A 26,327-nucleotide genomic window follows, 5' to 3' on the forward strand; every position below is an offset into this window, starting at 1 on the left:
CATGACAGAAGAACTCGCAAAAAAAGCAGCAGATTTTCCCATTTTAGACCAAATCGTCAATGATGAACCTTTGGTTTATCTGGACAATGCTGCCACCACACAAAAACCAAAAGCAGTTTTAGACGTCTTAGAGCGCTATTATCAAGAGGACAATGCCAATGTGCACCGAGGTGTACACACCCTAGCAGAGCGTGCAACTAGTAAGTATGAAGCGGCACGTGAGAAAGTGCGTGCCTTTATCGGAGCAAAAACGACCAAGGAAATCCTCTTTACACGAGGGACAACGACAGGACTCAACTGGGTCGGACGCTTTGCTGAGGAGGTCTTGCAGCCAGGAGACGAGGTGCTCATCTCTATCATGGAGCACCACTCCAATGTCATTCCTTGGCAGCAAGCGTGCCAAAAGACCGGTGCAAAGCTGGTCTATGCTTACCTAAAGGACGGTGAGCTCGATCTTGACGACCTTTACAGCAAGCTATCTCCTAAGACCAAGTTTGTCAGTCTCGCTCATGTCTCAAATGTCCTAGGAGCATTGACGCCGATCAAGGAAATCGCAGAGCGAGCGCACGCTGTGGGTGCTTATATGGTGGTTGACGGAGCGCAGTCTGTGCCCCACATGCCAGTGGATGTGCGTGATTTGGACTGCGACTTTCTCGCCTTTTCAGGGCACAAGATGTTAGCCCCAACGGGTATTGGTGTCCTTTATGGCAAGGAGGAAATCCTAGAGCGCATGTCGCCTGTTGAGTTTGGCGGTGAGATGATTGACTTTGTCTATGAGGAGACGGCGACTTGGAAAGAATTGCCGTGGAAGTTTGAAGCAGGAACGCCAAACATCGCTGGGGCTATCGGGCTTGGTGCAGCTATTGATTATTTAGAAGCGATTGGTATGGAGCGTGTCTATGAGCATGAGCGTGAGCTAATGCGCTATACTCTGCCAAAACTGCAAGCTATTTCTGGTCTTACGGTCTATGGACCCAAGGACGCAGACAAGCATGTCGGTGTCATTGCCTTTAATCTAGACGGGCTTCACCCGCATGATGTCGCAACAGCTCTTGACTACGAGGGTGTGGCTGTGCGAGCAGGGCACCACTGTGCACAACCTTTGATCAATCACCTTGGGCTCAACTCTGCTGTGCGGGCAAGCTTTTACCTCTACAATAGTAAAGAGGACTGTGACAAGCTGATTGAGGCAATTATCAAAACAAAGGAGTTTTTCAATGGCACTCTCTAGATTAGATAGTCTTTATATGGCTGTGGTTGCTGACCACTCTAAAAATCCCCACCATCACGGGACACTTGAGGATGTCGAGCAATTTGTGCTCAACAATCCCACCTGTGGTGATGTGATTAGCTTATCTGTCCAGTTTGACGGTGATGTCATCTCAGATATTGCCTTCTCAGGAGATGGCTGTACCATCTCAACAGCCTCTTCAAGCATGATGACAGACGCTGTTATTGGAAAAACCAAGGAAGAAGCGCTTGCCCTAGCAGATAGCTTTTCAAAAATGGTTCAAGGACAAAAAGAGGACAGCCAAAAAGCACTCGGAGAAGCCCAGTATCTAGCAGGTGTTTCAAAATTTCCCCAAAGGATAAAATGTGCGACCCTCTCTTGGAATGCCCTCAAAAAAGCAATCGAGAGAACAGATGACAAATGAAAGAGAGAAACCTATGTCTGAAGTAAATGAAAAAGTAGAACCTAAGCCCATCGACTTAGGAGAATATAAATTTGGCTTTCACGACGATGTCGAGCCTATCTACTCTACAGGTAAAGGGCTTAGTGAAGCCGTTGTAAGAGAGCTCTCAAGCGCTAAAGGCGAGCCAGAGTGGATGCTTGATTTTCGTCTCAAGTCGCTAGAAGTTTTCAACAAAATGCCCATGCAAGAGTGGGGACCAGACTTGTCTGAGATTGACTTTGACGATCTCATCTACTATCAAAAGCCGTCTGACAAGCCTGCTCGCTCTTGGGATGAAGTGCCAGACAAGATCAAGGAAACCTTTGAGCGTATCGGTATTCCAGAGGCAGAGCGTGCTTATCTAGCGGGAGCTTCTGCTCAGTATGAGTCAGAAGTCGTCTACCACAACATGAAAGACGAGTTTGAAAAGCTAGGTATCATCTTTACCGATACCGACTCTGCTCTAAAGGAATACCCAGACCTTTTCAAGCAGTATTTTGCGAAGCTCGTTCCTCCAACGGACAATAAACTGGCTGCGCTCAACTCTGCTGTCTGGTCAGGAGGTACCTTTATCTATGTGCCAAAGGGTGTCAAGGTGGACATTCCCTTGCAAACTTATTTCCGTATCAATAACGAAAATACAGGGCAGTTTGAACGTACCCTGATTATCGTTGATGAGGGCGCTAGCGTCCACTATGTCGAGGGCTGTACCGCACCGACCTACTCAAGCAACAGCTTGCATGCTGCTATCGTTGAGATTTTTGCACTAGACGGTGCTTACATGCGCTACACCACTATCCAAAACTGGTCTGACAATGTTTACAACCTTGTCACCAAGCGTGCTACAGCAAAGAAATACGCTACTGTTGAGTGGATTGATGGAAACTTGGGCGCTAAGACGACCATGAAGTACCCATCTGTCTACCTAGACGGTGAGGGTGCTCGTGGGACTATGCTCTCTATCGCCTTTGCCAATAAAGGACAGCACCAAGACACAGGGGCTAAGATGATTCACAACGCTCCACACACAAGCTCCTCTATCGTCTCTAAGTCTATCGCAAAAGGTGGCGGTAAGGTAGACTATCGTGGACAGGTGACCTTTGCCAAGAACTCGAAAAAATCCGTCAGCCATATCGAGTGTGACACCATCATCATGGATGACTTGTCAGCTTCAGACACCATTCCATTTAACGAAATTCACAACTCGCAAGTGGCTCTTGAGCATGAAGCCAAGGTCTCCAAAATTTCAGAAGAACAGCTCTACTATCTCATGAGCCGTGGGCTTTCTGAGAGCGAAGCGACCGAGATGATTGTCATGGGATTTGTCGAGCCCTTTACAAAAGAACTCCCAATGGAGTACGCCGTTGAGCTCAACCGTCTCATCTCCTACGAGATGGAAGGTTCCGTTGGATAAGAAAAAAAGATTGGAAACATCGTTTCCAATCTTTTTATAGTTTCTCATTGACGTAGCGAACGAAGTGGTTCCACCAGACTTTGAGGAAGAAGCTGCGCTTGACATCAGTTTTAGCGACCATCTGGACACTAGGCTCACCGTCTAGGTAGCCAGAACCGACTAAGCTCTTGTCCTTGTAGGTCAGGGTGGCTACCGTCTGCCCTTTTGTTACAGGAGCGGTTGGTGTTTCTTTCTTGAGGTCAAAGGTGAGGGCAGTAGAAGCTGTCGTGCGTGGTGTGATGACCTTGAAGGTGTCTTTGGCAACGGCAGTTACGTCAGGCTTTTTCCCGTCGAGCACCTCTACGGTGCTGTTTTTGTAGGCTTGCCCTTTTTCAAGAACGGTCTGCACAGTGTAGGTCGTGTAGATATAGTTCATGAGGTTGTTGGTGGCAGTGAAGCGAGCAGTGCTGTCTGTATCGCCATTATCAGCGTTTAGGATAACCGTGATAATGCGCATGCCATTCTCCTCGGTCGTGCCGACAAAGCAAGCGCCAGCAAGGTCAGTTGTACCAGTCTTGAGCCCATCAACGCCGTCACGATAGCTGGTCATGTACTTGAGCATGAGGTTTGAGCTGGTCATGGTCACCCCGTCAAAGTCGCTGGTCGATTGGCTCGTGATATCCAGCACCTCTGGAAAGTCCAAAATCAGATGTCTCGCCACGATAGCGACATCCTTAGCGCTCATCATGTTTTCAGCGTCACTGCTAGAGCCTGGATAGATATTGTCGCCCAGCATGCTGTTGTTGAGCCCAGAGCTATTGACCAGACTAGCGTCACTTATCCCCCACTCTTTGAGTTGAGCGCTCATCATATCGACAAACTTGGACTCGCTGCCTCCGACTTTTTCGGCAAGGGCAATGGCTGCGCTGTTAGCACTAGCGACAAGAGAAGCATTAACCAGCTCTTTGACCGTGTACTGGCGCTTTTCCATAGGGACGTTACTAGCCAGTGAGTCGGTCGTCAGGTCATAGGCATAGTCTGAAATGTCGACCTTGGTGTTCCAAGAGAGCTTTCCCTCTTTGATGTCCTTATAAACCAGATAAATGGTCAAAAGTTTTGTGATGGAGGCGATACCGTCTGGTGTATCAGCGTCTTTTTCATATAAAATCTTGCCTGTGCTTGCCTCGACAGCGATAGCATGCTCAGCCGCAGCGTCAAAATCCTGCGCCAAAGCAGAGCTTGTCGCCAATACAAAGCAGAGCAAAACAGACAGAAAAATAGCCTTTAAGGCAAAAGAAAATCGAGTATTTTTCATACACACATTATACCATAGAAATCAAAAGAAGAAAAAAGACTTTCTCACTTAAAAAAGGCAAATGCCTTGAAAATAAAGGATTTAAAGCGTTTTGTTGCACAAATATTCAGAAAATAACGACAAAAAGACTTCCTTTTTAGAAAAATTTAAGGTAAAATAGAGGTACTTCTTACGAGAGATCGATAAGGGATGTCAAAAGAAAAAGAGGTAGTTTATATGAAGAAGTCAAAATGGTTTATAACAGCAGGTGTGACTTTGCTTGCAGTAAGCGCTTTAGCAGCATGTGGCAACAAATCATCATCCAGTAAGAGCGTAGACCAAAGCTCGCTCCCTACAACAGTGAAAAACAAAGGGACAGCTAAAGCTAACGCAACTTTGAATGCTGCCATTGTAGATTCATCAGGCGGTACGGGAATCTTTATGGATGAGATAGCAGAACGAAATATTGACCTTAATTTCGCTGGTTATGTGGATGAGTCTATGTTTGGTAGTGATAAAAATCTACAAATTGACGATTCAGGTCTAGCTTCTGTTAAGTTTGATAATGACGCAAAGACAGTTACGGTCACATTAACAGGTAAAGACTACAAATGGTCAGATGGTCAACCCTTTACCATTGACGACTATATCTTTACCATCTATCAAATTGGAAGTAAAGACTACGCAGGTATTCGTTACTCCGATGGTTTTGCTGGTATTGTCGGTATGGCAGACTACCACGAAGGCAAGACCGACACCATCTCAGGTGTGGAAAAGAAAGACGACTATACCGTTGTTCTCCACTACAGCGAGATGAACCCATCAATGACTTATGTGAGCTACCTGCCTAACTTTGTCGCTCCACAACATATCTTTAAAGACATCCCTGTCCAAGATTGGGAAAAGAGCGACTATGCTAGAACGGCTAAGTTTGTCGGCATGGGACCTTACAAGATTAAAAGCGTTGTCTCAGGGGAGTCAGTCGTCTACGAAGCAAACCCTTACTACTACAAGGGCGAGCCAAAGACTAAAAACCTCAAGGTGGATGTGGTATCACCAGACACTATCGCCCAAGAGGTCAAGGCAGGACACTACGACATCACAACTGTGCCAAGCGACCAATATGACCAGTTCAAAGATTTGAGCAATGTCACTTTGCTAGGCTCAAAAGAAAACACGCTTCACTATCTTGGCTTTAAGCTTGGTAAGATTGAAAATGACAAGCGTGTCATGAACTCAAGTGCTAAAGCAAGCAATGTCAAACTTCGTCAAGCCCTCGCTTACGCCCTTGACAACAAGAAAATCGGAGACTCTGTCTACAATGGACTCTGGTTCCCAGCGACAACGCTTGAGATTAGTTTCTTTGGAGACCTTCACTCTGATGATGTCAAGAGCTACAGCTTTAACCAAGATAAGGCGAAAAAACTGCTCAAAGAAGCAGGCTACAAGGATACGAATAACGACGGCTACGTTGAAGACCCTAAAGGTAAATCCTTCAAGCTCACTCTTGCAGCACCCCAGCGTGGTGACGCCTTTGAGTCTATGATTCAGCAGTACATCGCATGGTGGAAAGAAATCGGTGTCAAGGTAGAGCTCTATGGTGGACGTACCATGGAAAAGAACGCCTTCTATGAAGAAGTGCAAAAGAGTGACAGTTCAGTAGATATGTTCTTAGGTGCTTTTGGTACAGGATTTGACCCATCACCGCTCGGACTCTGGGGACCAGATACAACCAACCTGAACTACACAGGCTTTGTCTCTGAAAAACAAAACAAGCTCTTTAAGAAACTTGTCTCTGAAAAAGCCATGGACAAAGACTACCGTATCAAAGCCTACAAAGAATGGCAAGAATACTCTAACGAACAACTCTACGCTGTCCCACTCTTTGAGACAAACGCTGTTGTAGCAGTCAATAAACGTGTCAAAGCTTACGATACTGAAATCGGAGCAAAGGACGGTCAAACGAACAACATCGAAGTTGTCTCAGACAAAGGTGTAGCTGATAAATAGTCTTGATGACATTGAGGAGGTAGGAGGTATCAAACAAAACGTTTGATACAAGCCTTCTCCTCTTTTTCTATACACGAAGAAAGGAAAAACAATGACAAGTGATACGCTATTAGATATAAAGGACTTGCATGTTGGCTTTAGGATACGAGATGATTTCTATGACGCCGTTGATGATGTCTCACTAGCGGTCAAGGAAAATGAAATCATAGCCATCGTCGGTGAGTCTGGCTGTGGTAAGTCTACTCTAGCAACTGCCATCATGGGACTACACAACCCGCACAACACCAAAATCACAGGCGAGATTAACTACAAAGGGCAAAATCTCGTTGGCTTATCCGAAGAAGCCTTTAATGCCATCCGTGGCAATGACATCGGCATGATTTTCCAAGATCCACTGGCTTCGCTCAATCCTTTGATGACTGTTGGGGCACAGATTGATGAGGCACTCTATTTCCACAAGAAAATGACGGATAAAGAGCGTGAGGCACGTGTGCTTGAGCTCTTAGACCAAGTCGGTATCCCAAATCCAAAGCGTACCTACAACCAATACCCTCATGAGCTCTCTGGAGGTATGCGCCAACGTGTGGGTATTGCTATGGCGCTGTCTTGTAAACCTGCGGTTATCATCGCAGACGAGCCGACAACAGCCCTTGATGTAACCATTCAAGCGCAAATCTTGGACTTGCTAAAGGATATCCAAGAAGAAACCAAGTCAGGGATTATCTTGATTACACACGACCTTGGGGTCGTTGCTGAGACGGCAGACCGTGTGGCGGTCATGTATGCTGGCGAGTTTGTCGAGATTGCTCCAGTAGAAGAGCTCTTCTTACATCCAAAACACCCCTACACACGCTCGCTTCTGCGCTCCAACCCACAGGTTGACCGTGACGACGAGGAGCTTTATGTCATCGCAGGTGCCGTTCCGTCTATTGCTAATATCAAGCGAGAAGGTTGCCGCTTTGCACCACGTATCAAATGGATAGCAGATGATAAACACGAGGCTCATCCAAGCTTACACGAAGTGTCACCAGGACATTTTGTCCGCTGCACCTGCTATAAATATTTTGACTTTGAAAGTGAGAGATAGCTATGGGATTTATTGAAGTGAAAGATTTAAAGGTTCATTATCCGATTCGCAGTGGCTTTTTCAATCGTGTGACAGACTATGTCTATGCTGTGGATGGTGTTGACTTGCACATCGAAGCTGGTAAGACCTATGGTCTCGTCGGAGAGTCTGGCTCTGGCAAGTCAACGATTGGAAAAACTATTATCGGTCTTGAAAAAGCGACTTCTGGTAAGGTCTTTTATGAGGGCAAGGACGTCACCAACAAGCAACGCCGTGACAAGGAGCACTTTAGCAAAAACGTGCAGATGATTTTCCAAGACTCGCTCTCTAGTTTTAATCCTAAAAAGCGTATTCTAGATATCATCGCAGAGCCTATTCGCAATTTTGAGCGCTTGTCAGCAGGCGAAGAACGCCAAAAAGTGCTGTCTTTGCTGGACACGATTGGTCTCGGTGAGGAAGCGCTCTACAAGTACCCGCATGAGTTTTCAGGAGGGCAACGTCAGCGTATCGGTGTTGCACGTGCTCTAGCCAGTAACCCTCGTCTCATCATCGCAGATGAGCCTGTCTCAGCCCTTGACTTGTCCGTGCAAGCGCAAATCCTCAACTACATGAAGCGTATCCAAGAGGAGTTTAACGTCAGCTATCTCTTTATCTCCCATGACCTAGGGGTTGTCCGTCATATGTGTGATGAGCTTTATATCATGTATCGTGGACGTTTCGTAGAGACAGGAAAAAAAGCTGAAATCTATAGCGATCCTCGTCATATCTACACCAAGCGACTCTTATCTGCTGTTCCAACCCTTGACCCTGTCAATCGTGACGCTAATAAAGCTAAAAGACGAGAGACCGAAAAAGCCTTTCGTGAGCAGCAGGCGCAGTATTTTGATGCCAATGGCAGAGTGTTTGACCTTCAGGACATCACACCAAGCCATAAGGTAGCTCTTGATAGCAAAGGAGGTCGCTAATATGTGGAAGACAATTTTAAGGCGCTTACTGCTGATGATACCTCAGTTGATTATCCTTAGTATTATCGCCTTCTTTATTTCAAAAATGATGCCAGGGGATGCCTATACAGCACTTGAGCAAGACCCTAAAATCAGCCCAGAAGTCGTTGAGCAGCTGCGCATAAAAGCTGGTTATTATGACCCTGTCTATATCCAGTATTTCAAATGGTTGGGTAACATCTTACATGGTGATTTTGGACAAAGTATCACTTTCAAGCAACCTGTTTTGACGGTTATTGGTCAACGGTTAAATAACACGGTTTGGTTGTCACTCTTGACCCTTATCTTGACCTATCTCATCGCTTTGCCACTGGGGATGATAGCAGGGCGCTATCAAAACTCCCTTGCAGATAAGCTCATCACCATCTATAACTTTTTGACCTACTCTACACCAACCTTTGTCTTTGCGATTTTGCTCTTATGGTTGTTTGGTTATGTTTTGGGCTGGTTCCCAACGAGGGGTTCTGTCGAGGCAGGATTGACAGGTGTGAGTGCTCTCTTTAGCAGGCTTTATCATATGATTTTGCCGGCGATTACGCTAGCTATTTTGTCCACAACAGGGACTATCCAGTACCTAAGGACAGGTATCATTGACGCCAAGTCACAGGACTATGTCCGTACAGCTAGGGCAAAGGGTGTGCCAGAGCGTGTGGTTTACAATCGTCATATTTTTAGAAACTCATTGCTACCAATTGCGTCCTTCTTAGGTTATGAATTGACAGGATTGATTGGTGGGTCAGTGTTTATTGAAAGTATCTTTACCTATCCAGGGATTGGTCAGCTCTTTTTGACCTCTATCTCTCAGCGGGATTATGCTGTCATCTTGGCACTGCTGTTGATGTTTGGACTAGCGACACTACTAGGAACGCTTTTATCAGATATTATCATGAGTATTGTCGATCCTCGTATTCGGATTAAGTAGAAGGGGGTTCTCTTTTGAGTAAGGAAAATACACAAACTAAAACTCTCAATCCAACAGGATTTAGCGTTATTAGTCGCGAATTTTTAAAAGACAAGGTAGCCTTGGTTTCGCTGACTTTGTTGGTTTTGATTTTGGCATTTGTTTTTATCGGCTCACTCTTTATCGACCAAGAGCAGGTTATGGGTGTAAACATCATCTCTAAAAACTTGCCACCAGGCTATGAAGGACACCTTTTGGGAACGGACTCTTATGGACGTGATGTCCTTGGGCAATTGATTATCGGTGCTAGAAATTCAATTTTGATTGGTTTTTCCATCACGATTATCACCAGTGTCATCGGTGTGTCTGTCGGTCTGATTTCAGGTTACTATGGTGGTCGTATTGATGGTATCTTGATGCGGATTGTGGACTTTATCATGATTTTGCCAATTTTGCTCCTCATCATCGTGTTTGTAACGGTCATCAAGTCTTACACCATTTATCACTTTATCCTCATTATGAGCGCCTTTTATTGGACGGCAAAGGCAAGGCTCTTTAGGACACGGGTTCTATCTGAAGCCAGCCTTGACTATGTCAGTGCTTCTAAGACACTGGGAACGAGTGATATTGTCATCATGTTGCGTGAGATTTTGCCCAATATCAGCTCGCTTGTCATTGTCAACTTGACACTGAACTTTGCGGGTAACATCGGGATTGAAACGTCACTGACTTATCTTGGCTTTGGTTTGCCAGCGACATCACCGAGTCTAGGAACCTTGATTGCTTATGCTCGTAATCAGGATATTTTGCAAAATAAAGCTTGGATTTGGCTGCCAGCGACTGTTTTCATCCTTGTGATGATGTTAAGTATCAACTATGTTGGACAAGCCTTTCAACGTGTAGCAGACGCTAGACAACGTCTTGGATAATTAAAAATAAGTAAAAAGGATTTAGCTTGCCTGCTAGGTCCTTTTTACTGTAAAAATATGCCAAAAACACGCATATTTTAAGGATTTTTTAGACAATGCTTGTACAAATATTCAGAATATAACACAATAAAACTTTTCTTTTAGGAACTTTTAAGGTATAATAAGGGTGTTCGTTATAACGTCTTTTTGAGACATTAAGAAAAAATTAACTATGAGGTGAAATGTTTATGGCGAAAAAAACAAAATGGCTCGTCGCAGCAGGAACTGCCTTAGTGGCAGCTGCTACTTTGGCAGCCTGCGGTAACAGCTCTAGTAGCACAAGCTCATCAAAAGACATCAATTGGTACTTGCCAACTGAGATTTTGACACTGGACAACTCTAAAGTGACAGATACTTACTCTAGTACTGCTATCGGTAACTCTGGAAGTAACATCTATCGCATGGGTAACAATAACAAGCTTGAGCTTGACCTTGCTAAAAAAGTGGACGTCTCTGATGACGGTAAAACTTACACAGTTACCCTTCGTGACAACCTAAAATGGTCAGACGGTAGCAAACTAACTGCCAAAGACTTTGTCTACTCTTGGCAACGTATGGTTGACCCATCAACAGCGTCTGAGTACGCTTACCTTGTCAGTGAAGCACACGTGGCAAACGCTGCTGAGATCAACTCTGGTCAAATCACAGACCTTAGCCAACTTGGTGTTAAGGCTGAAAGTGACACGAAACTTGTCTTTACCTTGACAAGCGCATCACCTCAGTTCAAATACTTCCTAGCTTTCCCTAACTTCATGCCACAAAAAGAATCAGTTGTTAAAAAATATGGTAAAAACTATGCGACTGCTTCTAAATACCAAGTCTACTCTGGTCCTTACACTGTGACAGGCTGGAACGGCTCAAACGGTACCTTCAAGTTGAAGAAAAACAAATACTACTGGGATGCGAAGAATGTTAAGACTGACACTGTCAACATCCAAACCGTTAAAAAACCAGATACAGCCGTTCAAATGTACAAACGTGGCGAGCTTGATACTGCAGATATTTCAGGAACAACAGCTATCTACAATGCTAACAAGAGCAACAAAGACGTTGTAGACGTTCTTGAAGCAACAACAGCTTACATGGCTTACAACATGTCAGGCTCAACAAAAGGTCTTGACAACAAGAAAATCCGTCAAGCCCTCAACTTGGCAACTGACCGTGACGCTGTCGTAAAAGCCTCTGTTGATACAGGTTCAACTGCTGCAACTGCCCTTGTCCCTTACAAGCTTGAAACCCTATCAGACGGTAAAGACTTGACAGATATCGTTGCACCAGGCTACAAGTACGACGCTAAAGAAGCCGCTAAGCTCTTCAAGGAAGGTCTTGCTGAAGCAGGTTTAACAAGCCTTAAGATTGCTATCACAGCAGACGCAGATAGCCCAGCTGCTAAGAACCTTGTAGACTATATCAAGTCTGCTTGGGAATCAACACTTCCAGGTCTTACTGTTGAGGAAAAATTCGTTACCTTCAAGCAACGTCTTGAAGACTCTAAGAACCAAAACTTTGACGTTGTTGTGACACTTTGGGGTGGTGACTATCCAGAAGGTTCTACTTTCTATGGACTCTTCCAATCAACAGCAGCTTACAACTACGGTAAGTTTAACAGTGAAGCTTACGATGCTGCTTACACTAAAGCCATCACAACAGACGCTACAGACCAAGACGCTGGCGCTCAAGACTACAAAGAAGCTGAAAAGATTCTTTATGACGAAGCAGCTTACAACCCACTTTACTTCCGTAACAAAAAATATCTTCGCAATCCAAAACTTACTGGACTTGTCGAAAACACAACAGGTCTGAAAACAGACTTCACTCACGCTTATAAAAAATAATCAATAGACATTGTCGTTTAACCGTTAAAGCAGGAATTGGCAAGCCCCAATTCTTGCTTTTGTTAATGGTCTATTTCAGGAGAAAAAAGAAGAAGGCTAAGGGGTTTTATCATCAAAACTGCTTTAGCTTTTTTCACAATATTTCAAAAGAACTTTGCTATTTTGACAGAAAGCTGATAATATAGTAATGAGTTTTTTGAGATTGTTTTTTGGAAATAGCTGAAACAGCGACAAACAAACTAGTGAAAAAAGGAATGGTATAATGGTCAAGTATATTTTAAAACGCCTTGCTATTTTATTAGTAACACTGTGGGTCGTGGTAACTTTCTCATTCTTTCTGATGCAGATTTTGCCAGGAACCCCTTATAACAATCCTAAACTTAGCGATGAGATGATTGCTTTGTTGAACAAACAGTATGGACTAGACAAGCCTGTCTGGCAACAATACCTAAGCTACCTTTGGAATGTTCTCCACGGTGACTTTGGGACAAGTTATCAGTCTGTCAACCAACCTGTAGGACGTATGATTGCCCAACGTCTTGGTATTTCCGTTCAGCTGGGTATCCAAGCCTTGATTGTTGGTTTGGTCGGCGGTATCATTGTTGGTGGGATTTCTGCTAGTCACAAAAATGACAAGATTGATGCAACACTTAGTGTGCTTGCGACCTTGGCGATTTCAATGCCTTCATTCATTATTGGTCTTTTCTTGTTAGATTATTTTGGTTTCAAGTGGAACCTTCTTCCGCTATCAGGTTGGGGAACTTTTGCACAGTCCGTGCTTCCAACGCTCTCACTTGGTCTTCCAACACTTGCGACAGTATCACGTTTCTTTAGAAGCGAGATGATTGAAACGCTCAACTCAGACTACATCCAGCTGGCTCGCTCTAAAGGTCTCAATGGACGTCAAGTTGCCATTAAGCACGCTTACCGCAACTCGATGATTCCCGTTTTGACCCTTATCGGTCCAACAACCGCTGGTCTGTTGACGGGTTCTGCTTTGATTGAGCAAATCTTCTCAATCCCTGGGATCGGACAACTCTTTGTCACCTCTATCCCAGCCAAGGACTATCCCGTTATCATGGGAACAACGATTGTCTACGCAGCCATGCTCATGGTCGCTATCTTGATTACTGACGTTATTACAAGTATCGTTGACCCACGTGTGCGTTTGCAATAAGGAGGATACATGGACACAACAAAATCATTTAAACTGGTTGGGGTTAGTTCAACCAGTGAACAGGAAAAAATTGAAAAACCAGCCTTATCATTCTTGCAGGATGCTTGGCGTCGTCTCAAGAAAAACAAGCTTGCCGTTATTTCCATGTGGTTTTTGATTTTCTTGATTATCTTTTCGTTAGCGTCAAACTTATTTGTCTCAAGTAAGTCCGCAAATACCCTTATCAACAACAAAGAAGTTGAAGTTTACCGTAACTTGCCACCAAAACTAAGTGGTAATCTGCCATTTTGGAATGGTACCATGAAGTACGCTGGAGCGACAGAGCGCACTAATGTCTACAAAGACCAAGGTGTGCCAGACAATCAAAGCTTTATTTTTGGTACAGATAGTGTCGGACGTAGTCTTGGAAAACGTCTGATTGTAGGGATTCGTATCTCTCTATTGGTTGCTATTTCAGCGACGATTATCGACTTGATTATCGGGGTGACTTATGGTCTGGTTTCAGGTTATGTCGGAGGTAAGGTCGATACGGTCATGCAGCGTATCGTTGAGGTCGTCTCTTCTATTCCGAACCTTGTTATCGTGACCATGCTTGGGCTTTTGCTAGGAAATGGTATTACCGCTATTGTCATCTCCATCGCCTTTACAGGCTGGACCAGTATGTCACGGCAGGTGCGTAACATGACGCTGTCCTATCGTGAGCGGGACTTTGTCTTAGCTGCACGCTCTCTAGGTGAGAGTGGTCCAAAGATTGCCTTTAAGCATATCTTGCCAAATATCTCTGGGATTATCATCGTGCAAATCATGATGACCATTCCAAGTGCCATCATGTACGAAGCGGTGCTTTCTGCCATCAACCTTGGGGTAAAACCACCAACGGCGTCTCTAGGTTCATTGATTGCGGATGCGCAAGAAAATCTGCAATACTACCCTTACCAAGTGGTGCTACCAGCCCTAGCTCTTGTGGTTATCTCACTTGCCTTTATCCTTTTAGGTGATGGTTTGCGTGATGCCTTTGACCCTAAATCAAGTAACGACTAAGGAGAAGAAACATGTCTAAAGAAACACTTTTAAACGTCAAAAATCTCCACGTTGATTTTCATACTTATGCTGGGGAAGTAAAGGCGATTCGTGATGTCAATTTTGACCTTAAAAAGGGCGAAACGCTGGCTATCGTTGGGGAGTCTGGTTCTGGTAAATCTGTTACCACAAAGACTCTTATCGGCTTAAACGCTAAAAATGCTGAAATCTCTGGGGAAATCCTCTATCAAGGACGTGACTTGACACAGCTGACTGAGAGTGAGTGGACAAAGGTGCGTGGAAATGATATTGCCATGATTTTCCAAGACCCGATGACCAGCCTTGACCCTACTATGCGTATTGGTATGCAGATTGCAGAGCCTATCTTGATTCACGAGAAGATTTCGAAAAAAGAAGCGCTTGATAGAGCTCTCCAATTGATGAAGGACGTTGGTATTCCAAATGCGGAAGAGCATATCAACGACTACCCTCACCAATGGTCAGGTGGGATGCGTCAACGTGCTGTTATCGCTATTGCATTGGCTGCGAATCCGCAAGTCTTGATTGCCGATGAGCCAACTACAGCGCTTGATGTGACTATCCAAGCACAGATTTTACAATTGATGAAAAAAATCCAAAAAGAGCGTGAGTCGTCTATCATCTTTATCACGCACGATTTGGGTGTGGTTGCAGGTATGGCTGACCGTGTGGCGGTTATGTATGCTGGTAAAATCGTTGAGTACGGAACGGTTGATGAGGTCTTTTATTACCCACAACACCCATACACTTGGGGCTTGTTGAACTCTATGCCAACGACAGATACCGAGTCTGGTAGTCTCCAGTCTATCCCAGGAACGCCGCCAGACCTTCTTCATCCGCCAAAAGGAGATGCCTTTGCGGCACGTAATGCCTTTGCGCTTGATATTGACCACGAGGAACAACCGCCATTTTTCAAGGTTTCAGATACCCATTATGCGGCGACTTGGCTTTTAGATGAGCGTGCACCAAAAGTGGACGTCCCTGAAAAAATCAAAGCACGCTGGGCGAGATGGGAAAAAATGAAAGGAGCTAACTAGACATGGTGAACCACTCTAAAAAGTTAGTGGAATTGAAAAATGTTTCCCTGACATTTAACAAAGGAAAATCAAACGAAGTTAAAGCAATCAACAATGTCAGCTTTGACATCTATGAGGGAGAGGTTTTTGGACTCGTTGGTGAGTCTGGGTCTGGTAAGACGACTGTCGGACGTACGATTTTAAAACTGTACGACATTGACGGTGGTGAGATGATTTTCAACGGTGAAAACATCTCAAACCTCAGAGGAAAAGCGCTCCATGGCTTCCGCAAGGATGCGCAGATGATTTTCCAAGACCCGCAAGCCAGTCTTAACGGTCGTATGAAAATCCGTGACATCGTGGCTGAGGGGCTTGACATTCACAATCTCGTTCACAGCAAGGCAGAGCGTGACCAGCGAGTGGAGGAGTTGCTAGAGCTTGTAGGGCTCAATAAAGACCACCTAACACGCTACCCGCATGAGTTCTCTGGTGGACAACGTCAACGTATCGGTATCGCTCGTGCTTTGGCAGTTGAGCCAAAATTCATCATCGCTGATGAGCCGATTTCAGCGCTTGACGTGTCTATCCAAGCGCAAGTTGTTAACTTGATGCAAAAACTGCAACATGAGCAAGGGTTGACTTATCTCTTTATCGCCCATGACCTGTCTATGGTCAAGTACATCTCAGACCGTATCGGTGTTATGCACTGGGGTAAACTCCTTGAGATTGGAACGTCAGATGATGTCTACAATCATCCTATCCACCCATATACAAAGAGCCTGCTCTCTGCTATTCCAGAGCCAGATCCGATTAAGGAACGCAAACGTGTTCATACCCTGTATGACCCAAGTGCTGAGCTTGATGGGCAAGAGCGTGAAATGCGTGAAATCACACCAGGGCACTTCGTCTGGTCAACAGAAGAAGAAGCCGAAAACTTCAAAAAAGAACATCAAGAATAGAAAAAAGAACTTGGATAAGTCCAAGTTCTTTTGTATTAAAGCGGAAATGCTATACCCATATCGCTTTTTTTCTGCTATAATAGTACTAACTACGCCGTGCTAGAGGGAGTGATTTAAATGACAAAATTATCCGAGCGTGTTTTATCCATGGAAGAGAGTGTTACCTTAAAGGCAGCCGCAAAAGCGAAGCAATTAGCCAGTCAAGGACGTGATATCCTGCCCTTGACTTTGGGACAGCCTGACTTTGTAACACCACAAAATATCCAAGAAGCAGCCATTTCTGCTATCACAGACGGGCGTGCGAGCTTTTATACGCAAGCGAGCGGTCTGCCTGAGCTAAAAGAGGCTGTTGGGACTTACTTTGAGCAGTTTTACGGCTACACGATTTCGCCCAATCAAGTCGTTGCAGGGACTGGTGCCAAGTTTATCCTGTATGCCTTTTTCATGACGGTCATCAATCCGCTTGATGAAGTCATCATTCCAACGCCATACTGGGTGTCTTATGCTGACCAGATTAAGATGGCAGAGGGTGTGCCTGTCTTTGTGGATGCCACGCAGGAAAATCACTTCAAAGTCACTGTTGACCAGCTAGAGGCTGCCAGAACTACTAAGACAAAAGTGCTTCTACTTAACAGCCCGTCAAATCCGACAGGCATGGTCTACACGAGAGAAGAACTACAGGCTATCGGAGACTGGGCGGTAGCGCATGATATTCTCATCCTAGCTGATGATATCTACGGACGCTTGGTCTACAATGGCACGACCTTCACACCGATCTCAAGCTTGTCTGAAGCCATTAAAAAACAAACCATTGTCATCAATGGTGTGTCAAAAACTTACGCTATGACTGGCTGGCGTGTTGGTTTTGCAGTTGGGGATAGCGAGATTATCGCAGGGATGAGTAAGATCATCAGCCAGACGACATCAAATCTAACGACCGTCTCTCAATACGCAGCCATCGAAGCGCTGACTGGCACTCAAGATACGGTTGAGACCATGCGCCAAGCCTTTGAAGAAAGACTAAATACCATCTATCCGCTACTGTGTGAAGTGCCAGGTTTTGAAGTGGTCAAACCACAAGGTGCCTTTTATTTCTTCCCAAATGTCACAAAAGCCATGGAGATGAAAGGCTACACCAACGTCACAGACTTCACCGACGCTATCCTAGAAGAAACAGGTGTTGCGCTGGTGACAGGTGAGGGCTTTGGTGCACCTGAAAATGTGCGCTTGTCTTATGCCACTGACCTTGATACGCTAAAAGAAGCGGTCTCTCGCCTCAAAGCTTTTATGGAAGCCGAATAAAAATAGAAAAGAGAATCTTATGTCAAAAGAACTAGTATCCATTATTGATGTGCCTAAGCACCTTGGTCAAGAAGTGACTATCGGCGCTTGGGTTGCCAATAAATCAGGAAAAGGAAAATTAGCCTTCTTGCAATTGCGTGACGGGACAGCTTACTTCCAAGCTGTTGCCTTCAAGCCAAATCTCATCGAAAAGTACGGTGAAGAGCTAGGACTTGAAAAGTTTGACACCATCAAACACCTCAGCCAAGAAACTTCTGTCTACGTGACAGGTATCGTCAAAGAGGACGAGCGTTCAAAATTTGGCTACGAACTTGATGTGACAGACCTTGAGGTTATTGGCGAGTCTGTTGACTACCCTATCACACCAAAAGAGCACGGTACAGACTTTTTGATGGACCACCGTCATTTGTGGTTGCGTTCACGCCGTCAAATGGCAATCATGCAAATCCGCAACGCCATCATCTATGCTTCAGCTGATTTCTTTGACAAGAATGGCTTTATCAAGTTTGATAGTCCGATTTTGTCTGGAAATGCCGCTGAAAACACAACGGAGCTCTTTGAGACAGACTACTTTGGCAACCCTGCCTTTCTCAGCCAATCAGGTCAACTTTACCTAGAAGCGGGTGCCATGGCGCTTGGTCGTGTCTATGACTTTGGACCTGTTTTCCGTGCGGAAAAATCAAAAACACGCCGTCACTTGACTGAGTTTTGGATGATGGATGCGGAGTATCCATTCCTTAGCCATGACCAATCGCTTGATTTGCAAGAGGCTTATGTCAAAGCGCTCATCCAAGGTGTGCTTGATCGTGCACCGCAAGCTCTTGACATCTTAGAGCGTGATGTGACTCTGCTTGAAAAATACATCAAAGAGCCGTTCAAGCGTATCAGCTATGACGATGCTATCACGTTGCTGCAAGAGCATGAGGGTGAAGAGGGGGCTGACTATGAGCACTTAGAGCATGGCGATGACTTTGGCTCACCACATGAAACATGGATTTCAAACTACTTTGGTGTGCCAACCTTTATCGTCAACTACCCAGCAAGCTTTAAAGCCTTTTACATGAAGCCTGTCCCAGGCAACCCAGAGCGTGTCTTGTGTGCTGACCTATTAGCTCCAGAAGGGTATGGTGAGATCATCGGTGGTTCAGAGCGTGAGACTGACTATGACAAGCTACTTGAGAAAATCAAAGAAAACGGTCTGAACCCAGACGACTACGCTTTCTATCTTGACTTGCGTAAGTATGGCTCTGTCCCACACTGTGGTTTTGGACTTGGTTTAGAGCGTATGGTGACCTTTGTGGCAGGTACTAAGCACATCCGTGAAGCCATCCCATTCCCACGTATGCTTCACCGTATTAAACCTTAATAAAAAAGAGAAAAAACGTTATCGTTTTTTCTTTTTGAATACCTTTCTTCACCAAAATAGTTGAAATTAAAGCTGAAAATAGAGTATAATCAACCTATGACAAGATATAAAGCTATCATCTCCTATGATGGGACTTTGTTTGCTGGCTTTCAACGCCAGCCAAGCATGCGCTCTGTCCAAGGAGAGCTAGAAAAGACATTACAGCGCTTAAATAGTGGTGAGCCGGTGCAGGTGCATGGAGCTGGCAGGACAGACAGTGGGGTGCATGCTTATGGACAGGTGATCCACTTTGACTTACCGCAGGATAGGGACCTAGAAAAGCTACGCTTTGCCTTTGATACTCAGACGCCAGATGATATTGACGTGGTCAGTGTGGAAAAAGTGTCTAGCGACTTTCATGCTCGCTACAACAAGCACCTCAAAACCTATGAGTTTTTGGTGGACAATGGTCGCCCTAAAAATCCCATGATGCGCCACTACGCAACGCCATTTCCCTATGAACTTGATATAGAGAAGATGGCAGAAGCGATAAAAGACTTGGTGGGGGAGCATGACTTTACAGGCTTTACCGCCTCAGGCACCAGCGTTGTCAATAAGGTGCGCACCATTACAAGAGCAGAGCTGAGCTATGATGAGAAGAGTCACCTCATCACCTTTACCTTTACAGGGACAGGCTTTCTCTATAAGCAGGTGCGTAATATGGTGGGAACGCTGCTCAAAATCGGCAATAACCGCATGCCAGTCAGCCAGATAAAAACCGTCCTTGAGACAAAGGATAGACAGCTAGCAGGTCCAACAGCTGCTGGGCAAGGGCTTTATCTGAGAGAGATTAGCTATGATGATGAGATGACAAAAGGAGATTAGATGGATTTACAGCTTCTTAAAGAGCAAACGCAGGAGATTGTTTGCGATATTTTAGACAAAAGTGCCTTAAGAGCAGGGAGTATCTTTGTTTTAGGGCTATCAAGCAGTGAAGTGCTTGGTTCTGTCATTGGGCAAAATTCTAGTGTCGAGGTTGGCGAAGTCATCGTTAAAACCATCCTTGATGAGCTGGATAAGCGAGGTTTGTTTCTAGCAGTTCAGGGCTGTGAGCACCTGAACCGTGCCTTGGTTGTGGAGCGCAGTCTGGCAGAAGAAAAGGACCTAGAGATTGTCAATGTCTTACCAAGTCTCCATGCAGGTGGTAGCGGGCAGTTAGCAGCCTTTAAGTTCATGGATGACCCTGTTGAGGTGGAGGAAATTACAGCACATGCTGGGATTGATATTGGTGATACCAGCATTGGCATGCACATTAAGCGTGTGCAGGTGCCTCTTGTCCCTTTGCAGAGAGAACTTGGTGGCGCTCACGTGACAGCGCTCGCCAGCCGTCCAAAGCTAATCGGTGGCAGCCGTGCGCAGTATCTAGCAGATCCAATCCGAAAATACTAAAAAAGAGCTGATAATCAGCTCTTTTTGCTTGTTGATGAATTTGTTTTTGAAGTGGTTAGGATGGGTGTTGGCAGCTCCACACCAGCATCTATCAGCGCTGTTTGATAAAGCCCATAAAAGGTGGAGTACATGCTATTTTGTTGCCCACTATCCACAAACAAATCAATCCGAAAGACCAGCTGCCCACCGCTGGTATAGACGGGTCCTAGGATGTTTGGTGTCTCAACGACTTGTGGGTATTTTGGAAGTTCCTCTTTATTGACCGCCTTGATCACTTCAGTGACCTTTTCTAAGTCTGTATGGGCGTAGATAGGCAGGTCAACTCGAGCCCGCATATCGCCACGTGATTGATTGCTAACGACAGTAATGCTGCGGTTAGGAATAAAATGCAGTGTCCCATCAAAATCTCTGACTTGCGTTGTGCGTAATCCTAAGCTTGTAATGGTACCTGTGACACTGCCGATAACGACAGAATCACCGACTTCGTATTGATTTTCAAGCAGAATGAAAAAGCCGTTGACCACATCGGATAAAAAGCCCTGCGCTCCAAGCCCAATGGCTAGCCCTGCAATCCCAGCCCCAGCTAAAAGGCTTGAGATAGGCACTCCGATGATATTTAAAATGGAGTAAATCAAAAAGAAATAAAGCGTGTAGTTGAGGCAGTTGTGCAGTAGCCTTGCGATGGTCTTTTTTCGAGCGTCAGATTGGGTCGTGAGTGCTAGAGACTTGACGACCATCTTGTTAAAGAAAAACTCTGCCACACGCTTTAAAATGAGAAAGAGGATAAAAAGATTGATGAGAGCAACTGTCTTTGAAATGAGCGTCACTCCAATTTGGTCAAGATGTAGTTGATCCCAGTATTTTTCTAAAATAGTCATAAGATAAGTTTAGTAAAAAATAAAAAAGAGAGCAAGTCTTAATTGAAAATTGGCAAAAAAGCCTGCAAAGCATAAAAAAGCTATAAAAAACTTTTAAAAGCCGCCAAAATATGATAAACTAAACTGTATCTAATATTATTTAAGGAGAAATGACGTCATGTCTACATCATTTGAAAATACAGCCACAAACCGTGGTGTCGTTACATTTACAATTAGTCAAGACCAAATCCAGCCAGCACTTGACAACAGCTTTAATAAAATTAAGAAAGATTTGACTGTTCCAGGTTTCCGTAAAGGTCATATCACACGTGCTGTTTTCAATCAAAAATTTGGTGAAGAAGCGCTTTACGAAGACGCTTTGAACGCTCTTTTACCAGCAGCATACGAAGCAGCAGTTGCTGAGCTTAGCTTGGATGTTGTTGCACAACCAAAATTTGACGTGACTTCTATGGAAAAAGGTCAAGAATGGGTTATCACTGCTGAAGTTGTGACAAAACCTGAAGTTAAACTTGGTGACTACAAAGACCTTGAAGTGTCAGTAGAAGCTAGCAAAGAAGTGACTGACGAAGAAGTAGACGCTAAGATTGAGCGTGAACGCAACAACCTTGCTGAACTTGCTATCAAAGACGGCGCAGCAGAAAAAGGTGACACTGTTGTGATCGACTTTGTTGGTTCTGTTGACGGTGTTGAATTTGACGGTGGTAAAGGTGATGACTTCTCACTTGAACTTGGTTCAGGTCAATTCATCCCAGGTTTTGAGGACCAATTGGTTGGTAGCAAAGCTGGTGACACAGTAGATGTCAATGTTACTTTCCCAGAAGACTACCAAGCAGCAGACCTTGCTGGTAAAGACGCTAAGTTTGTGACAACTGTTCACGAAGTCAAAGCAAAAGAAATTCCAGCGCTTGACGATGAGTTGGCTAAAGACATCGACGAAGAAGTGGACACACTTGATGAGTTGAAAGCAAAATACCGCAAAGAACTTGAAGCTGCCAAAGAAATTGCCTTTGATGACGCTGTTGAAAATGCAGCTATCGAGCTTGCAGTAGCTAACGCTGAAATCATCGACCTTCCAGAAGAAATGGTTCACGACGAAGTTCACCGTGCGATGAACGAATTCCTTGGTAACCTTCAACGTCAAGGTATCTCACCAGACCTTTACTTCCAAATGACTGGAACAAGCCAAGAAGACCTTCACAAACAATACGAAGCAGACGCTGACAAACGTGTGAAAACAAACCTTGTCATCGAAGCTATTGCTAAAGCAGAAGGTTTTGAAGCAAGTGATGAAGAAGTCGAAAAAGAAATCAACGACCTTGCTACAGAGTACAGCATGGAAGCTGAACAAGTACGCAACCTCCTTTCACCAGAAATGCTTAAACACGACATCGCAATGAAAAAAGCGATCGAAGCTGTGACAAGCTCTGCAAAAGTCAAATAATGTTTACCAAAACAAGTTTGGAGATGTTCAAGCTTGTTTTTTCTTGATTTTGTTCAAATTTCTTGAATTCCCTTTGACGAAACCGCAAAAATAGCGTACAATAGAGAGTAATGACAATTAGGGGACTGTTTATACAGGATGCTAATTTAACATCGATAAGGAGAACTGCTTTGGAATTAGATGTATTTAAAGGGCAAGAAAAAAGCGAATTGTCAATGATTGAAGTGGCACGTGCCATCCTAGAAGAGCGTGGACGTGACCATGAGATGTATTTCAGTGACCTTGTCAATGAAATTCAAGTCTACCTTGAAAAATCAGATGCGACTATTCGTGAAGCACTACCAGGATTTTACTCTGACCTAAACACTGACGGTAGCTTTATTCCTCTCGGGGACAACCGTTGGGGACTGCGTTCTTGGTACGCTATTGATGAGATTGACGAAGAAGTCATCACCCTTGAAGAAGAGGATGACAATGCACCAAAACGCAAGCACAAACGTGTCAATGCCTTTATGGATGGTGACGAAGACGCTATTGACTACAACGACGATGATCCAGAAGATGAGGATTACTCAGCTAATGCTAATAGCGAATATGACGATGAAAATCCAGACGATGAAAAATCAGAAGTCGAATCTTACGACTCTGAAATCAATGAAATCATCCCAGACGCTGACTTAGATGAAGAAGTTGACATCAACGAAGAAGATGAAGACGACGAGGATGAGGAAGAATAAGATTTTCTGTTGATTTTTAATTGACAAAAGCCCACATATAGTTTATAGTAAATATCGGGCACCTCATTTTGAGGTCGTGCTCCCTAGTACCATAGGGAGCTATTTTTGTTTTATGGTCAATAACGGTTGCTTAGCAATCGGTTTTCTCTTTTGCAATCGTCAGAATATGACGACTAATTTTATTTTTAGGGGAGTGCTTTAATGACAAAGTATATTTTTGTAACTGGTGGTGTCGTTTCTTCTATTGGTAAAGGGATTGTTGCTGCAAGTCTTGGTCGCTTGTTGAAAAATCGTGGGTTAAAAGTGACGATTCAAAAGTTTGATCCTTATATCAATATTGACCCAGGGACTATGAGTCCTTATCAGCACGGTGAGGTTTACGTGACCGATGATGGGGCGGAAACAGACCTTGACCTTGGTCACTACGAGCGTTTCATTGATATTAACCTCAACAAATACTCTAATGTCACAACGGGTAAGATTTATAGCGAAGTCTTGAAAAAAGAACGCCGTGGTGAGTATCTGGGAGCAACTGTGCAGGTTATTCCACACATCACAGATGCGCTCAAAGAAAAAATCAAACGTGCTGCGACCACAACAGACTCAGACGTGATTATCACTGAGGTTGGTGGAACTGTTGGTGATATTGAGAGCCTGCCTTTCCTTGAAGCGCTTCGCCAAATGAAAGCGGATGTCGGCTCTGACAATGTCATGTACATCCACACAACGCTTTTGCCTTACCTAAAGGCTGCTGGTGAGATGAAGACAAAACCAACTCAACACTCTGTTAAAGAGTTGCGTGGTCTTGGGATTCAACCGAACATGCTGGTTATTCGTACAGAACAGCCAGCTGGTCAAAACATCAAAAACAAACTAGCACAGTTCTGTGACGTGGCACCAGAAGCCGTTATTGAGTCACTAGACGTTGATCACATCTACCAAATTCCGCTTAATATGCAAGCACAAAACATGGATCAGATTGTTTGTGACCATCTGAAAATCGATGCGCCTAAGGCTGATATGACCGAGTGGACAGCTATGGTAGACAAGGTGATGAACCTTGAGAAGAAAGTCAAAATCGCCTTGGTTGGTAAGTATGTGGAATTGCCAGACGCTTATCTCTCTGTCGTAGAAGCCCTCAAGCACTCAGGTTATGTCAATGATGTGGCTATTGACCTCAAATGGGTCAATGCCAATGATGTGACAAGTGAGAATATCGCTGAGCTTGTCGGTGACGCAGATGGTATCATTGTGCCTGGTGGATTTGGTCATCGTGGGACAGAAGGTAAGATTGAAGCCATTCGTTATGCACGTGAAAATGATGTGCCAATGCTAGGGATCTGTCTTGGTATGCAGTTGACCTGTGTCGAGTTTGCTCGTAACGTCCTTAACCTTAAAGGGGCAAACTCTGCTGAGCTAGACCCAGAAACACCATATCCAATCATTGATATCATGCGTGACCAAATTGACATCGAAGATATGGGTGGAACGCTTCGCCTAGGGCTTTACCCATGTAAGCTAAAAGTCGGCTCTAAAGCGGCTGAAGCCTATAACAACCAAGAAGTGGTGCAACGCCGTCACCGTCACCGCTATGAGTTTAACACAGATTTCCGTGAACAGTTTGAAGAAGCAGGCTTTGTCTTCTCTGGTGTCTCTCCAGACAACCGCCTCATGGAAATTGTCGAATTACCAGACAAGAAATTCTTCGTCGCTGCTCAATATCACCCAGAGTTGCAATCACGTCCAAACCGTGCCGAAGAACTCTACACAGCCTTTGTGACAGCTGCGGTTGAAAACATGAATGACTAATAAGTGATTAAAGTGAGAGAACTTGGTTTTCTCACTTTTTCTCATGTTGCCAATCTGCTAAATTAGTGTATAATAGGTGTTATGAAAAAATTAAGGAAACGACGCTTAGCTGCGATTATAGTAGGTATTCTTTTTTTAGGGACGGTTTTAGCCAGTTTTTACTTTTTCCACGTCGCTCAAGTGCGTGGGGAGAAGTCCTTTGTCGGCAGTGGCGGTATCGCAAAGACCAGCCCTCTGTACGCTTATGAGAAGGCTTTTGATAAGCTGACTTATGAGACAGATACCATGGAAAATCAAGGCATTAAGCAAGAAGCATGGTATGTGCCAGCGGAAAAGAAAACGGATAAAACGGTCATCGTAGTACATGGTTTTACCAGCAGTAAAAAATACATGAAAGCCTATGGCTATATGTTTCATGAGCTGGGTTACAATGTGCTCATGCCAGATAATATCGCTCACGGCAACAGCAAGGGGCAGATTATCGGCTACGGTTGGAACGACCGCTTAAATGTCCTCAAGTGGGCAGATATCCTCATCAGTCAAAATCCTTCGGTTGAAATCACCTTGTTTGGGGTTTCCATGGGTGGGGCTACCGTCATGATGGCAAGTGGTGAAGAACTGCCGAGCCAGATTACAACCATTATCGAGGACTGTGGCTACACTAGCGTTTGGGATGAGCTCGCCTATCAAGCCAAGCAGCTCTATCATCTGCCAGCCTTTCCACTGCTTTACGAGGTCTCTGCTTTGTCTAAGATTCGTGCAGGCTTTAGCTACGGTGAGGCAAGCAGTGTCAAACAGTTAGCCAAAAACCATTTGCCGACGCTCTTTATCCACGGTGGCAATGACACCTTTGTGCCGACAGAAATGGTCTATGAAAACTACGCTGCCACACAAGGACCAAAAGAGCTCTATATCGCAAAAGGAGCTGGTCATGCCAAGTCATTTGAAAAAGACCCGCAAACCTATAAAGAAAAAATTTCACTTTTTTTGAAAAAATATGGAAAATAGTGT

General features: G+C 44.5%; 23 protein-coding genes. 21 read left to right on the forward strand and 2 right to left on the reverse strand.

Annotated elements, in window-relative coordinates:
- The first annotated feature begins 1 nt into the window (after position 1).
- The 3 genes from G5B60_RS01770 to sufB are packed head-to-tail and all read left to right on the forward strand — an operon-like array spanning position 2 to position 3,087.
- The gene (locus G5B60_RS01770) at positions 2-1,231 is read left to right on the forward strand and encodes a cysteine desulfurase (RefSeq protein WP_164682301.1); all 1,230 of its coding nucleotides are present in this window, start codon (positions 2-4) and stop codon (positions 1,229-1,231) included.
- Positions 1,218-1,655, forward strand: a complete 438-nt coding sequence (sufU, locus tag G5B60_RS01775) for a Fe-S cluster assembly sulfur transfer protein SufU (protein WP_164682302.1) — start codon at positions 1,218-1,220, stop codon at positions 1,653-1,655. Before G5B60_RS01770 ends, sufU begins: the two co-directional genes overlap by 14 nt.
- 13 nt (positions 1,656-1,668) lie before the next feature.
- On the forward strand, positions 1,669-3,087 hold the full coding sequence (gene sufB / locus G5B60_RS01780) for a Fe-S cluster assembly protein SufB (RefSeq protein ID WP_164682303.1): 1,419 nt from the start codon (positions 1,669-1,671) through the stop codon (positions 3,085-3,087).
- A 34-nt stretch (positions 3,088-3,121) separates the two neighbouring features.
- On the opposite strand, the gene pbp3 is transcribed toward sufB, so the two are convergent.
- Positions 3,122-4,381, reverse strand: coding sequence for a D-alanyl-D-alanine carboxypeptidase PBP3 (gene pbp3, locus G5B60_RS01785; protein ID WP_164682304.1), 1,260 nt, complete (start codon positions 4,379-4,381; stop codon positions 3,122-3,124).
- A gap of 216 nt (positions 4,382-4,597) precedes the next feature.
- Here pbp3 and G5B60_RS01790 point away from each other — a divergent pair, with 216 nt between their 5' ends.
- From G5B60_RS01790 to G5B60_RS01855, 14 genes are all read left to right on the forward strand, one after another.
- Complete coding sequence (locus tag G5B60_RS01790; RefSeq protein ID WP_164682305.1) at positions 4,598-6,370, forward strand: ABC transporter substrate-binding protein; 1,773 nt, start codon at positions 4,598-4,600, stop codon at positions 6,368-6,370.
- Between the two features lie 91 nt (positions 6,371-6,461).
- Positions 6,462-7,457, forward strand: a complete 996-nt coding sequence (locus G5B60_RS01795) for an ABC transporter ATP-binding protein (protein ID WP_164682306.1) — start codon at positions 6,462-6,464, stop codon at positions 7,455-7,457.
- Positions 7,458-7,459: 2 nt separating this feature from the next.
- A complete protein-coding gene (locus tag G5B60_RS01800) occupies positions 7,460-8,401 on the forward strand; it encodes an ATP-binding cassette domain-containing protein (RefSeq protein ID WP_115268265.1) in 942 nt (313 codons plus the stop codon).
- A gap of 1 nt (position 8,402) precedes the next feature.
- Positions 8,403-9,362 (forward strand): oligopeptide ABC transporter permease, encoded by a 960-nt coding sequence (gene opp4B / locus G5B60_RS01805; protein ID WP_115268267.1) that lies wholly within the window; start codon positions 8,403-8,405, stop codon positions 9,360-9,362.
- A gap of 14 nt (positions 9,363-9,376) precedes the next feature.
- Positions 9,377-10,270 (forward strand): ABC transporter permease, encoded by an 894-nt coding sequence (locus G5B60_RS01810; protein WP_164682307.1) that lies wholly within the window; start codon positions 9,377-9,379, stop codon positions 10,268-10,270.
- A 227-nt stretch (positions 10,271-10,497) separates the two neighbouring features.
- Positions 10,498-12,144: a peptide ABC transporter substrate-binding protein gene (locus tag G5B60_RS01815; protein ID WP_164682308.1), complete on the forward strand. Its 1,647-nt coding sequence runs from the start codon at positions 10,498-10,500 to the stop codon at positions 12,142-12,144.
- A 262-nt stretch (positions 12,145-12,406) separates the two neighbouring features.
- Entirely contained in the window at positions 12,407-13,321 is a 915-nt protein-coding gene (locus G5B60_RS01820) for an ABC transporter permease (RefSeq protein ID WP_164682309.1), read from the forward strand.
- A 9-nt stretch (positions 13,322-13,330) separates the two neighbouring features.
- Positions 13,331-14,362 (forward strand): ABC transporter permease, encoded by a 1,032-nt coding sequence (locus G5B60_RS01825; protein ID WP_164682310.1) that lies wholly within the window; start codon positions 13,331-13,333, stop codon positions 14,360-14,362.
- Between the two features lie 11 nt (positions 14,363-14,373).
- Positions 14,374-15,417 carry an ABC transporter ATP-binding protein gene (locus G5B60_RS01830; RefSeq protein WP_164682311.1) on the forward strand — a complete coding sequence of 348 codons (1,044 nt, stop codon included), beginning with the start codon at positions 14,374-14,376 and terminating at the stop codon, positions 15,415-15,417.
- 2 nt (positions 15,418-15,419) lie between these two features.
- Complete coding sequence (locus tag G5B60_RS01835; protein WP_164682312.1) at positions 15,420-16,355, forward strand: ABC transporter ATP-binding protein; 936 nt, start codon at positions 15,420-15,422, stop codon at positions 16,353-16,355.
- A 117-nt stretch (positions 16,356-16,472) separates the two neighbouring features.
- Entirely contained in the window at positions 16,473-17,657 is a 1,185-nt protein-coding gene (locus G5B60_RS01840) for a pyridoxal phosphate-dependent aminotransferase (RefSeq protein ID WP_164682313.1), read from the forward strand.
- 19 nt (positions 17,658-17,676) lie between these two features.
- Positions 17,677-19,023: an asparagine--tRNA ligase gene (asnS, locus tag G5B60_RS01845; RefSeq protein WP_164682314.1), complete on the forward strand. Its 1,347-nt coding sequence runs from the start codon at positions 17,677-17,679 to the stop codon at positions 19,021-19,023.
- Positions 19,024-19,119: 96 nt separating this feature from the next.
- Complete coding sequence (gene truA / locus G5B60_RS01850) at positions 19,120-19,887, forward strand: tRNA pseudouridine(38-40) synthase TruA (protein WP_164682315.1); 768 nt, start codon at positions 19,120-19,122, stop codon at positions 19,885-19,887.
- Positions 19,888-20,451 carry a TIGR01440 family protein gene (locus G5B60_RS01855; protein WP_164682316.1) on the forward strand — a complete coding sequence of 188 codons (564 nt, stop codon included), beginning with the start codon at positions 19,888-19,890 and terminating at the stop codon, positions 20,449-20,451. It begins immediately after the preceding gene.
- A gap of 14 nt (positions 20,452-20,465) precedes the next feature.
- Here the strand turns inward: G5B60_RS01855 and G5B60_RS01860 are convergent, their stop codons facing one another.
- A complete protein-coding gene (locus tag G5B60_RS01860) occupies positions 20,466-21,329 on the reverse strand; it encodes a mechanosensitive ion channel family protein (RefSeq protein WP_164682317.1) in 864 nt (287 codons plus the stop codon).
- A gap of 157 nt (positions 21,330-21,486) precedes the next feature.
- Between G5B60_RS01860 and tig the strand changes: the two genes are divergently transcribed.
- From tig to G5B60_RS01880, 4 genes are all read left to right on the forward strand, one after another.
- Positions 21,487-22,770 (forward strand): trigger factor, encoded by a 1,284-nt coding sequence (tig, locus tag G5B60_RS01865; RefSeq protein WP_164682318.1) that lies wholly within the window; start codon positions 21,487-21,489, stop codon positions 22,768-22,770.
- A 170-nt stretch (positions 22,771-22,940) separates the two neighbouring features.
- Positions 22,941-23,507: a DNA-directed RNA polymerase subunit delta gene (gene rpoE / locus G5B60_RS01870; protein WP_164682319.1), complete on the forward strand. Its 567-nt coding sequence runs from the start codon at positions 22,941-22,943 to the stop codon at positions 23,505-23,507.
- A 201-nt stretch (positions 23,508-23,708) separates the two neighbouring features.
- Positions 23,709-25,316: a CTP synthase gene (locus G5B60_RS01875; protein ID WP_164682320.1), complete on the forward strand. Its 1,608-nt coding sequence runs from the start codon at positions 23,709-23,711 to the stop codon at positions 25,314-25,316.
- An 81-nt stretch (positions 25,317-25,397) separates the two neighbouring features.
- Complete coding sequence (locus tag G5B60_RS01880) at positions 25,398-26,324, forward strand: alpha/beta hydrolase (protein ID WP_164682321.1); 927 nt, start codon at positions 25,398-25,400, stop codon at positions 26,322-26,324.
- Positions 26,325-26,327: the final 3 nt, after the last annotated feature.

The sequence above is a fragment of the Streptococcus hyointestinalis genome (genome assembly GCF_011039275.1).
In the GTDB taxonomy this organism is placed as follows: Bacteria; Bacillota; Bacilli; order Lactobacillales; family Streptococcaceae; genus Streptococcus; species Streptococcus hyointestinalis_A.